We start from the raw sequence: 15,649 nt of genomic DNA, 5'->3' as shown, positions 1-15,649 counted from the left end.
GAAGGGGTCAGTGAAGGTGCGCAAGGTCAACCCGCATGGGCCGTGGTAAAGGCCATCAGGTCGGAGATACTGTGTCTGGCGAAAAGCTCCTCGAAGCTCGGCAGCCTGCCGACCTTTTCGCGGTTCTTTGCATTTTGGTAGAGAATCCAGCCATAAGTACCCGGACTGTCGATAGAAAGGACATTTCGGCAGGCGAGGGCGGTTTTGTAGTCGCGCAGCCTCTTGTCCGCGATCAGGACGGCCAGTTCTTCATCTCCATATTCAGACACCGCGTTGCGCGCGTAGGCCTGCAGCTTCTTCAAAAGCGAGAAGTCTTCTGTCAGCAGCAGGTTGCGAGCGGCTTTTTCAACCTCGGTATCGGTGATGCCAGTGCTGCCACGCACCCGGGTCAGAGCGACCGATTGCGCGGTCGACATCACCAGGTAGTTGTTCAAAAGCGCGAACATTTCCTCAGTGTCGGTCTGTCCGTAACCTGGAACGGCACCGTCCAGGATCGGCTTGCCCGCTTTCAGCGCCGCCTTGAACTTCTGCAACTGGTGGGCAACAAGCGCCCCGCTCAATTCCTCTATCAGTTCCTTGCGCGGCCGGGCCGCCAGAATGGCGTCGCTGTCCTGGTAGAGCAGCAGCGACTTCGGCATCGCATAAACGAAGTTGCGGCGCTCACTTTCCCAATGATCCAGCAACCAGGAGGCCTTGGCCGATCCGGTCGCCTCGACATGAAGCCTCAACAGGTGCCTTACGGCGTCCGCATGCATCGTGGCGAGCGGCGTCTCCTCGCCCAATCCGTGTAGTTGCACGGAATCCCGGCTCACCTTGCCGCCGAGTTCCCCATAGGGATCATATTGATAGGCGAAGCCTCCGCTCATGCCGTTGGCAAATCCCTTGCCGAAGCTGCCGATATTGAGCACCGCGCCGTTGGTCATGTATTCGCAACAGAACTCGCCGACACCTTCGACCACGGCCGTCGCCCCCGAATTGCGTACCGCGAAACGGTCACCGGCCTGTCCCTCGATGAAAGACCGGCCACCCGTTGCCCCGAAAAGCGCGAAGTTGCCGATCAGCACATTGCCGCCGGCTTCCTCGGATCCCCCGCCGGGAGAACGCACGACAATGGTGCCGCCGCAGGCGCTCTTGCCGACGCCGTCGTTGCAGGTTCCGCTGTGTTCCAGGCGCATGCCATCGTTACAGAAGGCTCCGAAGGACTGCCCTGCCGAGCCCGTGGTTTCGACGCGAACCGTATCGGCATCGAAATAGCGGCGGCCTCTTGAATCCGTGAAGACGGAGGCGGCCGCGTGGGCAGTACGGTTATCGATCTGGTGATTGAGTAGCCGCTCGATATCGATTGCAAGCTGACCGGCAACCGTTTTGTTGCAATTGTTCAGCCTTGCATTCGGCCTGAGCACGACCCTGTCCGAACCTTGCTCGAAGAACTCGCGTCTGGCTGCCTCGATGAAACGGTCGTCGTGCTGGAAATCCTTTTCCAGGTAGACGGGGTTGTCGATCTGAACTTCGGTGGCGCAGGCGAGCATCGCCCTGAGATCGAGCTGCCCGACCTGTGCGGCATGATCGAGCAGATGCAGAAGGTCTGACCTTCCTCTGATCTCCTTAAGGGACGGGAGGCCGAGACTTGCGAGGATTTCCCGGGTTTCATGGGCGATGTTCAGGAGATATTGCGCAAGCGCGCGCGGGTCGCCGTCAAAGACTTCCGGATTGGTGGTCAGACCGGCCGGACATTTGACGTTGCAGTTCTTCGCCATCACGCATTTCAGCATCATTAGAGCCGTTGTGCCGAACTCGAAGGAATCCGCGCCGAGCAGCGCCGATTTGACAACATCGCTCGCCGTCTGATGCGCACCGGAACAGCGCAGCACGACCTTCTGGCGGATACCGTTGACGCAGAGCGCCTGGTGAACCTCGGCAATGCCGATCTCGGCGGAACGGCCGGTGTATTTCAGGCTGGTCACCGCTGCTGCACCGGTGCCGCCCGTGTTGCCGGCCACATTGATGACGTCCGCCCCGGCCTTGGCCACGCCAACCGCGATCGTGCCGATCCCCTCAGAAGACACGAGCTTCACAATAACGCGGACCCGCGCAGCCTTGGCGTCATGGATCAACTGGGCCAGGTCTTCGATCGAATAGGTATCGTGGTGCGGAGGCGGCGAAACAAGCTCCACGCCCGGCGTTCCGCCACGGGCCGCGGCGATCTCGACGGTCACCTTGGGCGCAGGCAACTGGCCGCCTTCTCCCGGCTTGGCACCCTGTCCGATCTTGATCTCGATCTCTTCCAGGCTCGGATCCGCCAGATATCCGGCCCAGACACCAAAGCGGCCGGAAGCGAACTGTTTGATCTTCGAAGACCGTACGGTTCCGTAGCGTGAAATGTGTTCTCCGCCTTCACCTGAGTTCGACATGCCGCCGGCCATATTGGTGCCGTGGGCGACCGCTTCATGTGCCGAGGCGACAAGCGCTCCGTGGCTCATGGCACCGCTTGCCAGCAGAGATGTAATCTCGCTGGCAGGTTGAACCGTATTGAGATTGATGGCGGCAGGTGCGGTCAGTATCCGGGACAGGAAATCCGCCGCCGCGCCTCGCGCCCGTATCTTCACATGGCTATTCTCTAGCCAGTGCCCCTGAATATCGTCGGCAAAGCGCCTGATCAGGGCCTCCGCCAGTTCGGAGCGCCGCGCCAGCTGGTTGCCGCCAGATCCTGTAAGCGCCAGGTTGAAGGTTTCCTCGTCGAGCTTTTTGCAGACCAGCCCCCGGAAATAGAAGGACGCGTTGCCGGAAACGGAAAACCGCCGGAACTCACGTTCGAACTCCTGTGCGGACGAGGAAAACGAGACGTCAGCGGGAAAATCCAGAACATCGCGCAGCGCAGCCGGCCGGCGGCAGCGCTCTTCGGACATCATTCGCGAAAACGCCCGGTATCCCGGCGTGATCGTGAAGGCATCGATCATCGCCGGAGTAAGCCTGTCGAAGTTTGTGTAGGTATAGGCCTTTTCGTCCAGTCCGAATGCATCCTGGAGACGGTTCACGGGCAACAGGCGCAGGTAAGCGTCGTGCTCACCAGCGTCCGGACTGTCATTGAGCCGGATGTCTTCCTCGGTCATATCAACAAAACCGCGTACGGCGGTGGTGCCGTAGGAATGTCCTGCCCCTTCCGCACGCTCCTTGAAGAGCCCGAGCAGGGGAATATCCTTTTCGCTCCCGACCGTAAGAGCTCTCTGGTGCCAATCGTTGACCGCGGTCGCGATCGTGGAGAACCCGACGCCGCCGACAGGGGTTTTCACGTTCGGAAAATAGCGCTTCAGCACCGGGTCGCCGGTGTCGAGGAAGTTGGGTTCGAAGAATTCACCGCCGATATAGCTCTCAGCCGTGCACAAGCCGACCTTGCCCATCGTTTTGAGCAGCGACTTTTCGGCAGCCTTGGCGAAGCGCCGGAAGGCAGCATCCGCATCTTCCGGAAAAATTTCTTCCGCCCTGAGCTGGACCACCAGCGGGTAGACCGCAGAGGCCCCGAAACCCAGCGCAGCCGCTATGTGGTGGGCGGAGGAGATTTGCCCGCTTTCGGCGATCAGCGAGGCTTTCAGACGCAGTCCTTCCACGATCAGCCGCTGGTTGACCGCAGAGACAACAAGCATCATCGGAAGGGCTGTCCGGTCGGAGGACACCTGCCGGTCACTCAGAATGACAATGCCGCCATGGCCGGCAACATGATCCGCCACACGAGCGCATATCGATGCGATTGCCGCCTCCAGAGCCCGTGCGTTTTCTGCATTGTCACCCGGAACCGGTGTGTAGAGCATGTCCACGATCTTGACCGGCGTCGCGGTCTGCGTGCGGAGCCATTTCATGTCGGTCCGGGAAAGGATCGGACTGTCCACGACGATCTGGCGGTCTTGCGCGCCGGAGAAGTTGGGTTTTGCACCGAGGGCCACGCGCAGGGTCATGCCGTCGGCCTCTCGGATGGAATCGAGCGGCGGGTTGGTCACCTGCGCAAATCGCTGGGAGAAGTACTTTGCAACGCCACCTTCGCGATCGGACAGGGCGTTGATTGCCGCACCATAGCCCATCGCGGAAATCTTCTCCGCACCGGTGGCCAGCATCGGATCCATCAGGAACTTGAAACTTTCCTGGTTATGGGAATAGGCGACGTAACGCTGGTGCAGCTCAAGATCGCCCTCATAGGGAACCAGCCGTTCAGGGACCCTGATGGGAGGCCCGCGGTGTTCGCTCAGGCAAAGCCGAGCCGTGCCGAGCAACGTCTTGTAGTCCTGTTTCGCAGCAAGACGTTCAAGCGTCTCGCGGGTGCCCCAGATACGCTGTTCGGAATGGTCGTAATAAAGCATTCCGCCGGCTTCGATCCGGCCACGCCGGACAATGTCCTCCGGCGGAAAGGCGATCTGCCCGGCCTCGGACATAACCATAATGTAGTCGGCCGTCTCCGTTGTCCGGAGCGGACGCAGTCCAAGGCGGTCAAGCCGGGCGCCGATGATCGTGCCATCGCCGAAGATCAGCGCTGCAGGGCCGTCGTTCTTTTCCTCGTAAAGCGAAAAATACTCCAGCATCGCCCGGACCTCGCCGGAGAGCGAAGCATCATTCTCCCAGGCGGGAGGCATCATGGAGACAACCGCGGTGACAAGGTCGAGATCATCCTCAAGCACGCGTCCCTGCAGGGTCTGGTCAAGCCGGCAGCTGTCGGACTGGCCCTTGGGACGGACAATGCTGGCGTTTTTCGCCCGCGCGACATCGACTTCAGACAAGCGGTTCTTCTTGTCGGTATTCAACTCGCCGTTATGCGCCATGAAGCGGAACGGCTGCGCCATGCTCGGATGCGGATCGGTATTGGTGGAAAAGCGCGTATGAAAATAGAGCGTGTGGACCTTGTGCTCCGGGTCGCGCAGATCCGTGAAGTAAGGAACCAGCTCGTAGGAATTCAGGCGCCCTTTGAAGACCTGAGTTCGCGCGCTGAGCGAGAGCGGATACAGGCCTTCAAGCTCGAGGCGGGTATAGGCCTCGGCCTCTATCGCCAGCAGGGCCTTGTGGACGGATTTGTCGCAGATAGAGGCATTGGCGGGAGTGGTCACGAAAACCCATTGACGGATGGGCAACTGGTGACGAACCGCTTCCGGACGCAGAGCCGAATTGTCCACCGGCACATCCCGTTTCAGGACAACCGCAAAGCCATGCTGCATGAGAACATGTTCAACCAGCTGCTCCGCGGCATCATACTGGTTTGTATCGTTGGGCAGGAAGAAGTTGCCGACGCCGAAGTTCCCGAGGACCAGGTCCTCGCGGCCTGTCAGGTGGCGGAAATAAACTTCGGACAGATCAATAGAAACGCCGGCACCGTCACCGACTCCCTCGGAAGACATACCGCCGCGATGAGGCACGGCACATAGTGCCTCATGCGCCATCTTGAGGACGTCGTGGGTCTGAACGCTGTCTTTACGGGTGATGAAGCCAACGCCACAGCTGCTTTTTTCAATCCGCGGGTCGTAAAGTCCGAAATCTACCTGATTCACCTATATGCTTCTCCTCAATCTTCCGGTTTCCAGTGCCATAATCCCGTCGACAGGATTCAGCGCGCACGACCGCCACTGCCGGTCCGCTGGCGCAGACCGAGCAGTCAAGGTGATCCTTGTTTTTCGGGGTTTGTTACGTTCGCTGGCCGGAGTGCAGACTGCCAAGCTGGCTCAACATTGAGCACCTGAGTATTAAACTTGAATATAAGTTTCAAGTTTTAATTTCGTCTCCGGGTCGAATGGCCTGAGTGCGGTCGCGCGTCTTGCGCCGATCGGGTTTGTCACTCCCCACGGGAGTGCATCTTTGCGAACAATCGATATTCGAAGCCGAAAGTGTTCCGAGACGTCACTCTTGCTTTTGCGAGAGAATGGCCGGACTTGTCGCGCGAAAGCGTTTTGCTCGGGTGCGCTGGAAATGATGTCTTCGCCAATAGGTCAGGACGAGGAGGCAGGGCCAAACCCGGTTCATGCAGATGATGAGCGTTGCAACATCATTACGTCCCATTCGGCATGGCTTATGCCTTTGCAGGATTGATTTTGCGTGCCAGAGACAAAAGAGCTAGGAACCCGAATGCCAAGACTAAGCCTATATTTTTCATACAGTTCTCTTCTCAGAAGGATTTCGGCAGTTTGCGTAATGGCGGTGTTGCAGTGCCAAACTCCAGCCGCCGCCTTAAGTCCCGTGCACAGCGAAGGAAAAGGGGACATTCAGGATTTTGTTTTTATCGGCGGAGGGGCCGTGACTGACTATCTTGATGTCGTGCAACGGCCCGACATCGATGGGGTTCAGGTGGTGTATAGCTGGCGCCAGCTCGAGCCGGAAAAAGGACAATACGATTTCTCCAAAATTGAACGTGACCTTTCGGTCGCAGAGGCGGAAGGCAAGTTGTTTTTCTTGCAACTTCAGGATCGATTTTTCCTGCCAACCGCCAAGAACGTACCCGACTATCTGATGACCGACCCGATTTACGAGGGCGGGATCATCCAGCAACGCGACAACGCCGGCGAGGGCGAACCCGAAGGGTCGGGCTGGGTCAGCCGCCAGTGGCTCGCGCCTGTTCGAAAACGCCATCAGATGCTGGTCGCTGCTCTCGCCGAGGAATTTGACGGCAGGCTCTATGGGCTAAATCTGCCGGAAAGCGCGATAGAGCTCGGCGAAACTCCGCAGTCTCCTACCTTCTCCTGTGACGGTTATTTCACGGGACAGATGGAGAATCTGGCGCACGCCCGTGCCGTATTCAGCCAAACTCTGATCGTGCAATACGTCAATTTCTGGCCCTGCGAATGGAACAACGATCAGGGCTATATGTCCCGCATATTCGAGTTTGCGGCCACAAATGGCATCGGCCTGGGGGGACCCGACATCATTCCGCACCGCAAAGGCCAGATGAAGAATTCTTATCCATTCTTCAATGACTACAAAGGCCGTCTGCCCGTGATCGCGATGGGCGTTCAACAACCTACGCTCACGTATAGAAATCCGAAAACAGGCATGGCGTTCACCGAAGCAGACTTTCGTCAGTTCGCAACAGACTACCTTGGCGTCGACATCATTTTCTGGACCGTCGAAGCGCCATGGTTGACCCCGGAAAACAAGCCGTAAGGAAAAGACGAGAAGCCCGTCGGCAGCCCTGAGAAGTGCGTCAGAGCCAGCTTTCAACGCCTGTAAACCCAGGAAACAGGGTCATATTTTGTAGGCTGTTCCAGAGACATCGGGTTTCCATGGTGTCGCGATTGATCGCGCTGCATATGGCGTGCTGCCGTTGGCTTGTCGTCCGGCTCTGCGGGCGGAGAATGAGATGCGGATGTAATGCTTGAAATCCGCCTTCGCCCATTCATGGAACTGTCCGAGCCGATACGGCGGAACGACTTTGCCTTGACAGGCTTTTAACCGGGGCACGGCCGCGTGTTGACCGGTCTTCTTGTCCGAACAGTATCAAGCGGGTTGTCCATGAGTTTCTTCTTGCCCAACGCATCCAAAATGACGCCTGGAAGCGGCCGAACCCTTGTACGCCTCGTGCTGGGTGTCATTCTTGCGTGGGGCGCCATGATGGAACCCGCCGCTGCGCGAACGCAACACTCCTGGCAGGCCAGACTTGGAGGTTTTGTAGACGGGCTGGTGACCACGGAACTTGATCGGGAGGCCGTTGCCGGGGCCGTTGTGGTCATTGTCTCGGGAGACGATGTGGTTCTCTCACGCGGCTACCGGTTGTCCGATGTGAGAACCGGACGTCTCTTCTCTCCGGACGAAGACATTGTTCCGCTGGCATCGGTCACCAAGGTTTTTACGGCGCTGGCGATTCTTCAGCTCGTGAAAGAAGGACGGATCGCTCTCGACGACCCGGTCACGCAATATCTTCCGGGATTGGAGCTCGCTCAGCCTTATGGCGACATCAATGTCCGCCATCTGTTGAGTCACACAGCCGGCCTGGAAGAGCGTTACTCCGGCTACTTTGCAACCCGGGCCGGTCTCGGGACGCCATCGCGCATCGCTCAGATCTCGGCAATCCTGCCGCGTCAGATCCGGGCACCGGAAGACGTCATTGCCTACTCGAATGCCAGTTATGTCCTGCTCGGCGAGATCGTCGCTCAGGTCACAGGTCAACCGTATTCGCGATATGTCGCAGATACCGTGCTGGCACCGATGGGAATTGATGACGCCCACTTCATGCATGAGCGAGCCTCCGATAACGGGCCCGGTCCTTTTCATGTCTGGAGTGCCGGTCGCTACATCGCCACCGATCCATCACCTTTCGAGGAAATACACACCTCTTCGGGGGGGCTGGCACTGACGGCCGGGGATATGGGCCGGATCATGCAAGTGTTGCTCAAACAAGGTTCCATAGGCAAAACCGGTGCCATAGCGGATATGCAAAGGATTGCCTTGCCGGGACGAGGCGAGTTCGAGGGGCGTGCCCTGGGCTATTGGACCGAGACCTGGGCCGGTCACAAGGTCTTTCATCATGGCGGCACGCATTTTGGATTTCAGACCAATATGGTGCTGATCCCTTCACTTGATCTCGGGTTTTTCGTTGCCGCCAACGGTCCCAGCGGTGGTGCCCTGAGAGATCTGCCGCGGCGGGTCCTGCGAGAAGTGATTTCGCCCGAGGCAAGGACGCTCACGGCGGGCATCAAGTCCAACCTGGACCAGCTTCAAGACTATACCGGACGGTTCATTACCACCCGCCGCAATGAAAGCGGTCTAGACCGGTTGCGGATTCCCGATGCCCATATCATCGATATCCGCCTGGCAGAAAATGGAAGGTTGCTCGTCTCCGGGCTTGGGTATTCCAAATTGTTCCACAAAATCGGTGAAGATCGTTTTGAAACGCAGGAGGGCGACTTGCGGCTCGGGTTTCTCCGAACCGCTGCAGGTGGCGTATCAATTGCGCATTTTAACGGCGGTATCTACAGTTTCGAAAGGTTGGGGTATTGGCACCGGGAAGTCTCCCTGCAACTGGGTACGGTTGCGGCTTTGGCCGGATCTCTGTTGTGTCTGGCGGGGGCTTTTGGGGCGTGGCGTTCTAAGCGAACTTTGTTGAGGACGTCTTTTTGGCTAGGGATCACATGGCTTTTGTTCGTTCCGGCGAACACGGTGGCCCTGAATTCCGTTCTGAACGGGCGAGACGTGTCCTCGCAAGCCACGGCCGGGGCCGGCCTCTGGGCCGCAAGCGGCTTATTCGCTGCTGCCGTGGCGTCTCTGATCTGGGCTGGCATATGGCTGACAAGGACACACGGCACTGTGAATGCGGGCAAAGGCGATCGGGTTCTGGTACTGGCCGCGCTGCCACTGTTTGCCTGGGTGTTGGTTACTGCCTGGATGTGGAATGTTCCGACTGCAGCCCTGACCTGGTAAGTGTCTGGCCTGGTTTCTTACGGATCGGCACAAACAGGTTTTGATGTTTGATCTCAACCACACGGGATTGTCGGTGTGCAACATATTCCACCTGTCAGTGCCGCACTCCTTGATTTACAGAACGTATTTCAAAATTCGTCTGTCGTCCGAATAACCAATTCAGATGTCCGTGCCGACCGGCGCGGACATGACCGGACTGTGCCATTCTTGAGATGGAATTGGCTTCGCAATAGGCAGTGCTGCAGTTTTGCCATGAGGATGTAGCTGGATAACGCAATGAGTTTTGACCTCGAGCATCTTCTGGTAGCTTCGGTGACGGCCACTTTTACCGTTGCGGTTCTCGCAGCGATTATAAGCTGGTCTCAAAGAAAGAGCGTACCGCCGCAAAGAATTCTGACCGTGTTTTTCGCGGCATTTGCACTGAGCGAAATAGACAGCTTCTTGGCCGGCCTGACCCGGGATATGCCACAAGTCATCCGGGATACCTCCGAGCTTGCCAGTTTTGTCGCCAATTTTTGCCTGATGCCTCTGATCCTTTTGTATGTTCGAGACCTGACAGATTTGCGGCGGCACTTTGAAGGTGGGGCAACACCTGCCTGGCATTTCGTCCTGCCGGGCGTGACCCTGGTGTTCTCCGTTATTGTGATGGCTCTGCCGGAGGCGACACGCGGCACCTGGTACACCGGCACCGCGAGCGAAATGCCTCTGCCGGGTTTGGGGTTTTTACACTACGGGTTCTCGTTCTTGACCGGCGCACTTCTTACCCAATGGGCAATTTATCTCGTTTGGATCACACGGCTCCAGGCGCGGCATATCGCACAACTCAAACAGCATTTTGCCAGCACCGACGGATTGGAATTGCGATGGATCGTGGTTCTGGCCTTCGCCTTGGGGTCCTATGTCGTTCAAACCGTAGCTGGCGAAATTCTGGTGCTCTCAGGCTTGCAGGATCCCATCGGACCGCTTCTTGACAGTTTTCTGGTTCTGATAATTGTCTCGTCGCTCGCTCTGTGGTCCTTGCGTCCGTCCCCGGAGTTGCAACACGCGACCGAATCTTTGGGCGAGGTGGCAGAACACCAGGGAAAAAAATACGAAAAAAGCGCTCTTGGTGCCGACCAATCGGAACGGATTGCGCGAAAGTTATTACGTGCGATGCAAGAGGACCATCTGTACCGTGATCCAAATCTGACACTGCACAGTTTGTCGGCGCATGTGGGAGTATCGCTCAATTATGTTTCTCAAACTCTGAATGAAAATCTCGGCCAATCGTTCTTCGAGTTTGTGAACGGCTGGAGGGTCAAGGAAGCGATCCCGCTGATAGAGGCCGGCAAGACAACCGTTTTGGCAATCGCCTACGAGGTCGGCTTCAACTCCCGCTCTTCGTTTTATTCCGCGTTCAAACGGAGTACCGGCATGACGCCGACTGCCTACAAGACCGCGCAAAAAGCATCTCGCGAGTACAACGCATGAAGCCATATTCCTGGAGCGGAGATGGTCAGTGCAAATACCGGATCGCATTCAAAGCTTGCATGGCCGCCGATTAGCAAAACCTGTGTGCAGACAAAATTTGCGAAACATTCCGGGGATCTTCTCCGCTCGACCCAGTGGAGTCGTTCGGGCATTCTTGTGCGGGTTGTTCATCCTTGAAACCTTCCGGTGAATGTTTGGTCGCAAACACCTTCAGGCTTTCAATCTGGATGAACAACCTTCTCAGAACTCGCAGCTAAGCCGCCTGAACCTCACCCAAAAAGGTTTCAATCGTGGCGCGCATGACTTCAGCCTGTTGAGCCAGTTGGTCAGCCGCCGCAAGGACGCTTTGCGCCGCCGCGTCAGTTTCGCTTGCAGCACCGGAAACCCGCGAGATGTTCTCGCTCACTACATTGGTTCCCCGCGAAGCATTGTCGACGTTTGAAGCGATCTCGCTTGTTGCAGCAGTTTGTTCTTCAACCGAAGCGGCCATTGTTGCTGCGACCGAGTTCATGTTCTCGATTATTTCGCTGATCGACTGGATCCCGCCAACGGCCTCACGAGTTTCAGACTGGATTGAGGAGATTTTTTGCGAGATCTCTTCCGTAGCCTTGCTGGTCTGGCTGGCAAGTTCCTTGACCTCTGAGGCGACCACGGCGAAGCCTTTGCCAGCTTCGCCCGCGCGGGCCGCTTCGATGGTAGCGTTGAGCGCCAGCAGGTTTGTCTGCTCGGCGATATTCTGGATAAGGCTGATCACTTCGCCGATATCTTCGGCTACCGTTGCCAATCCGCCGATTTGCCGATTGGTGTTCTGGGCTTGAGACGATGCCGTTTCCGCAATGTCGGAAGAATGCGTCACCTGCTGGCTTACTTCCAGAAGAGATGCCGCCAACTCTTCGGTTGCGCTGGCAACGGCCTGGACATTGGTGGTGGCTTCCTCAGCAGCGGTGGAAACCTCAGCTGCCTGCTGACTGGTGTCCTGGGCGGTATGGGTCATTTGGGTTGCGGTTGCCTGAAGAGACACTGTGGCTGACTTCACGGTATCCAGCACATCCGTACTTTGATTCCCAAAGGTGGACAGGAGTTCAGCAATGCGCGTATTTCGTTTTTCGCGAGCCCGCTGTTCGTGGTCTTGCTGTTCAGCCAGTTGTTGACGTTGAACCACGGCATCTCTGAACCCTGCGACGGATTTCGCAACGGCGCCGATTTCATCCGGCCTCTCGGCTTCAGCAAATTCCACGGTTGTGTCACCATCGGCAAGGCGCAACGCATCGCTGACCAGGCGAGCCAGGGGGCGGGTAATTCCGTATGAAATGAAAAGTGCCAGTCCTGCGGCAAGCAGAAGTGCCAGGACGGAAATCGCTGCAATTTGCAGTTCGGCCCGGACTGCTGCTTCTGATGTCGATTTGCCAAGAGTTGTGCTGTCCGCAGAGGCGCTGTCTTTAACCTTGGCGGCCCAGGCATTCACGTCGAAGCCAGTTTTATCAAGTATGTCCGCGCGAATTTGGTTTCTCTCAATTATGATATTGTGTACTCGTTGCGCTGTTTTCCTGTAAACAGCTAACATGGGGACCGTTTCTTTTAAAATTTCTTTGCGTTCCGGATTCTCTATACTGGAATCCAATTTTGAGATTTTGCTATGGACCGTGTCCATTTCTTCTAAAGCTCGCTCAAAGTGCTTGTTCGAATTTGATGCCAGGAATTTCAGGACATAAAGCCGGGCTAACAGAAAGTCCTCGGTTGTTTGCGCTGCCAGGTTAGCGGTTTCATAGTCGCCATCGCGGGTTGCGGTCGTATTGATGGTGGACAGGTTCTTGCGGGCTTGTGGGCCGATGATGTCCAGTTTATTGGCGACCAGATCATCGCGTTCGGCATAAAGCTCTACCACCTGGTTCAAGCCGGTTACGAAGTCGGACATACCGGATTTGACCTTTTGCACCAGTTCGACCCGGGCCGGGTTTCGGATTTCATGCTCGGCCGTTTTAATTCCCGTTTCCATCTGGCTGATGAAATCACGGGCAGTTACAAGCATGTCTTCCGACCGCGTTTGAATGTATTTGTTGGTATTCACGAGTACTTTTGCCATGTCGGCATTCAGTTCAGACGCCAACAAGGCATCGCCGTTCATATCCTCCATAATTGCAATGTCTTTTACGACAGAGTTCAAGCTCACGTACGACCAGGTGCCGACTCCTGCAAGAACAGTGGCGACGAGTCCGAATCCTAAAAGAATTCTCTGTTTTACGTTCATATCAATCTCCTATTTCACAATATTTCTAAAAAATAATTTGATATTATTAACCATGACTTAAAATACAAGTAATCATAAAAATGCCGTATTTTTTACAATGTTTTAGTTGTATTTCCTTTGCGTAATTTTTTGTCTAAAGAGCTAAATAATGTTTTATAACAGCATCTTATGACTTATAGTTCTATCTTCGTAAACTGAAGCGACGTCAGAGTGAGCGTGGCTCACACTGCACGAGCCCGCACGCAACCCGAGAGGTCTTTGACCACACCGATTCCATCCCCGTTCCGGCTTTTCAGCGAAGGTGCGTGCGCAGTGCGATTCGTGCGCCGCCGGCGCTTGCGCCTTGTGACAGTTCTGAGGCGCTATGGTCGCGGGTGAGGCTGTTGGGATTGCCGCCGAGATCAAGGATGCGCCCATCGGATTGCACCTGAGGGCGATACCAGCCACCCGTGGGCAGCACGACATGCCCGATCGCGACTCGTGGGTCCGCCTTGAGACACACGAGAACCGCACCGCGATCATTGTAGAGCTCCACCACATCGCCATCTGCAAGCCCCTGTGCTGAAATATCGTCGGGATGGGCGCGCGCTTCTTCGCAATCATTACGCCGCGCCCGGGTGGCGGCGGGTGCGCCGTCAAGCTGGCTGTGCAGTCGGGTTTCCGGTTGGGGCGACAACAACTGCAAGGGATAACGCTCCGGCTCCCCGGCATCACTGCGCCGGGGCGAACAGAGTGGGCTTTTCAGCAACTGATCTTGGCGCTGAAAGAGGGGCGGGAACAGGTCAATCTTGCCGCCCGGTGTCGATAACGGACACTCGTGGGGATTGGCTACGAAGGCTTCCAGAGGCTGTGGAATCTCGCATGGCTGAACTTCGGAAATCCTCGCGTAGCCAATATCCCGGAATTCTTCCCAGACAGGGAGTTCCGGATGGGCGGTGCGGTAGCCCTCGTACAGATGCGCGATCCATTGCGCCTGGGTGCGGGAGGCGGTGAAGGCATCGGCAAGACCCAGGTGTCCGGCAATACGGGTGAGAATTGTGTGGTCGGTTTCGATCCCCGGTGGCGGAGGCGTGACCTGGCTGGACAGCACGATCCAGTCGTCACGCGAAGCGGCCGCGATGTCTTCGCGCTCGAAGGGCAGGGCACTGGGAAAGACCAGATCCGCATGCTGTGCGGTGGCGGTCCACACACTGTCGTGGACAATCACGCTGTGCGGATTGCGCCAGGCGCGCGCAAGGCGATTGAGATCCTGGTGGTGGTGAAACGGATTGCCGCCCGCCCAGCAGACAAGCTTGATGTCGGGAAGATCCAATTCAGCGCCATCATAGACGAATTGCTGGCCCGGTTTTTCCAGCATTTCGGTGATGCGTGCGACGGGGATGAACGCGGAAACCCGATTTTCGCCTTGTGGCAGCGCCACCCCACGTAGCCGGCGCACAGGATTGCCCACCGACGAAACCGAGGAAAGCCCGCAGGCGATTCCGCAGCCGGGACGGCCGATCTGTCCCGAGAGGACCGCCAGAACCAAAGCGGCCCAATAAGGCTGTTCGCCGGCGACAGCGCGCTGCAGCGACCATGACAGGTTGATCAGGCACGGCCCGTCCACAAGCCTGTAGGCGAGTTTTCGCAAGACGTGTGCGGGAATTCCGGTTTGTTCGGCGGCCCAGTGCGGCGTCTTGGGCTGTCCATCGCTGTCTCCCAGGATAAGCGATTTGACCGCGTCATAGCCTTGGGCGATGCAGCCGATCGCTTGCGGGTCAACGCGGTTTTCCTCGATGAGTACATAGGCCATTGCCAACAGGGCAAAGACGTCCGTGCCTGCGCGAATGGGCAGATGGGTGCCGATGGGCGCGTCTCGGCGATCAGGGGAGAGGGTGACCATTTCGCCGTTGGCCTGCGCGAACCTTTCGATCCAGTGCCGCGTCATGTGAGCGCCCGTGCCACCCGCCTCGACCTGCGCATTGGCCAGCCGCATGCCGCCAAAGGACAGGATCAGGGGGGTGGCCTCGACAATCCGGTCCCAACTTGGATTGAGAGTGCCGGGATCCGAGAACGCGGCGCCCACCATATGCGGCAAGAGCACTTTTGCGGTGCCGTAGCTATAGGTGTTGCGCGCGGCGACGAAGCCGCCCGCGAGATTGAGAAAGCGTTTGAGCTGGCTTTGCGGATGATGAAACCGCCCCGCGGAGCCCCAGCCATAGGAGCCGCCGAAAATGGCGTCGTTGCCATAGCTGCCTCGTATGCGTGTGAGTTCACCGGCGGCAAGCGCACAAGCCTCGTCGAGGCTGACTGGAACAAAGCTGTCGGCGCCACGCGCGGCGCCACGATCTCCGGCAAGCCAGCCCTTGCGCGCATGGGGCTGTGTAATTCGCGTGGGATGGTCGGCCAGGGCAAGGAAACCCTGCCCGATGGGGGATGGGGCCGGATCGTGTCGAAAGGGCAAGAGACCGGGGCCCTCGGGCCCGCGCTCGATTTCATAGGTGCCAAAATGGCTTGCGAAAAGCTCCATGCTGCCCCTCGGGACGAAACAGGCGCGCAAATGCCCGCCTG

At 57.5% G+C, this 15,649-nt stretch carries 6 protein-coding genes; 3 read left to right on the top strand and 3 right to left on the bottom strand.

Features of this window, described 5'->3' with window-relative positions; genetic code table 11:
* Window positions 1-26: 26 nt before the first annotated feature.
* Window positions 27-5,525, bottom strand: a complete 5,499-nt coding sequence (locus tag OA90_RS16630) for a glutamate synthase-related protein (RefSeq protein ID WP_068414328.1) — start codon at window positions 5,523-5,525, stop codon at window positions 27-29.
* Window positions 5,526-6,162: 637 nt separating this feature from the next.
* Between OA90_RS16630 and OA90_RS16625 the strand changes: the two genes are divergently transcribed.
* The 3 genes from OA90_RS16625 (at window position 6,163) to OA90_RS16615 (ending at window position 10,851) form a co-directional block, all read left to right on the top strand.
* On the top strand, window positions 6,163-7,128 hold the full coding sequence (locus OA90_RS16625; protein WP_068414326.1) for a hypothetical protein: 966 nt from the start codon (window positions 6,163-6,165) through the stop codon (window positions 7,126-7,128).
* A gap of 378 nt (window positions 7,129-7,506) precedes the next feature.
* Window positions 7,507-9,381 (top strand): serine hydrolase domain-containing protein, encoded by a 1,875-nt coding sequence (locus OA90_RS16620; RefSeq protein WP_208986175.1) that lies wholly within the window; start codon window positions 7,507-7,509, stop codon window positions 9,379-9,381.
* A gap of 276 nt (window positions 9,382-9,657) precedes the next feature.
* Window positions 9,658-10,851: an AraC family transcriptional regulator gene (locus tag OA90_RS16615; protein ID WP_068414317.1), complete on the top strand. Its 1,194-nt coding sequence runs from the start codon at window positions 9,658-9,660 to the stop codon at window positions 10,849-10,851.
* A gap of 253 nt (window positions 10,852-11,104) precedes the next feature.
* On the opposite strand, the gene OA90_RS16610 is transcribed toward OA90_RS16615, so the two are convergent.
* Together OA90_RS16610 and OA90_RS16605 are read right to left on the bottom strand one after the other, a co-directional pair.
* Window positions 11,105-13,099 (bottom strand): methyl-accepting chemotaxis protein, encoded by a 1,995-nt coding sequence (locus OA90_RS16610; RefSeq protein ID WP_082837097.1) that lies wholly within the window; start codon window positions 13,097-13,099, stop codon window positions 11,105-11,107.
* Between the two features lie 292 nt (window positions 13,100-13,391).
* A complete protein-coding gene (locus OA90_RS16605; protein ID WP_068414314.1) occupies window positions 13,392-15,608 on the bottom strand; it encodes a molybdopterin-dependent oxidoreductase in 2,217 nt (738 codons plus the stop codon).
* Window positions 15,609-15,649 lie beyond the last annotated feature (41 nt).

Source organism: Labrenzia sp. OB1, assembly GCF_001624695.1.
Lineage (GTDB): Bacteria > Pseudomonadota > Alphaproteobacteria > Rhizobiales > Stappiaceae > Roseibium.
The sequence above is the reverse complement of the archived record's forward strand: the minus strand, read 5'-3'. Positions and strand labels throughout refer to the sequence as shown.